The 1,199-nt window shown below is 34.4% G+C and carries 1 protein-coding gene; it reads left to right on the top strand.

Going from position 1 to position 1,199, the window contains the following annotated elements; all coding sequences use genetic code 11:
- Window positions 1-217: 217 nt before the first annotated feature.
- Window positions 218-1,108 carry an SLC13 family permease gene (locus LS72_RS10480; protein WP_052087411.1) on the top strand — a complete coding sequence of 297 codons (891 nt, stop codon included), beginning with the start codon at window positions 218-220 and terminating at the stop codon, window positions 1,106-1,108.
- Window positions 1,109-1,199 lie beyond the last annotated feature (91 nt).

Here is a 1,199-nt window from a genome sequence, read left to right as displayed (position 1 = left end):
CCCTAATATATTATTATATTAGGAGATTTAGGCATTTTTATTATGTATTTGTCATAAACTATTTTTAACATTCCTAGTATAGCATAAAATTTAAACTTTGATTTAAGTAAAGAGGATTATTTTTTAATTAACTTTTAATTTTTAAAAAAGGGGGTGAGTTTATTGCGTGTTAATCCGCTTATGCTAAAATATGGATATTTTTAAGAAGTAGGATAAAATGAATTTTAAACCAAAATTGCATAAGAAATTGCGTTTTAAGACGCAATTTCAAATATTATCGGGGTTAGGTTTGGCAATCTTTTTTGCCTTTGTTGTGGGATTTTTAAGTTTTTATTATTTTAAGGCTTCTTTTGAAGTGGCGGCTTTTATTGGGATTTTATCTTTACTTATTACCTTGTGGATTAATGAGGCTTTGCCCTTAGGGATTGTTTCTTTGCTACCTATTATTTTATTCCCTGCTTTTGGGATATTAGATGTTAAGAATGCGACAAGTAATTATGCGAATCCTATTATATTCCTCTTTTTGGGTGGTTTTATGCTGGCTATTGCGGTAGAGAAAACAGGATTGCATAAGATTGTGGCTAAGAAGTTTCTAGGTTATTTTCCTGCTACCCCCAAGGGGGTTATTACCGCTCTTGGTGTTGCAAGTGTGGCTTTAGGCAGTGTGCTTTCTAATTCTACGGTTGCACTTTTGCTCGTGCCTATTGCTTATTCTATCACGCAAGATCCCTTGCTTAAAACGCGTTTTTTGTTAGCAGTGGCCTTTGGGGCTAGTATTAGTGGGATTACCACTCCCATAGGAACGCCACCTAATTTAATCTTTTTGGGGTTTTTGGAGACTATGAAGTTTGAGAGCATTAGTTTTGTAACTTGGATTTTAATGATGTTGCCTTTAAGCATTAGTATGCTTTATGTGATGATTAAACTGCTTTCTTATAGGGTTGTGGAGGAAGAGCTTAAGATTGATTCTTTTGAGGGTATTGGAGTAAGCTTTGAGCATAAAAAGTTAATCGTGCTTGTGGGAATTTTGCTTCTTTTGCTGCTGCTTAATTCTCCTATAAAGCCTATTTATATTTGTGCCATTTTTGCAAGTCTATCCAAATTGTAGGAATTTTTACCTAAAAGGCGGGGGGGTAGAAACCCAATGGGGTTGCAGAAATTTTGTGCCAAAACTGCACTTTTTGCTTCAAAAATTGATT

It is taken from the genome of Helicobacter apodemus, from assembly GCF_000765745.2.
GTDB classification, from domain to species: domain Bacteria; phylum Campylobacterota; class Campylobacteria; order Campylobacterales; family Helicobacteraceae; genus Helicobacter_D; species Helicobacter_D apodemus.
This window is presented reverse-complemented; position numbering and strand designations above follow the sequence as displayed.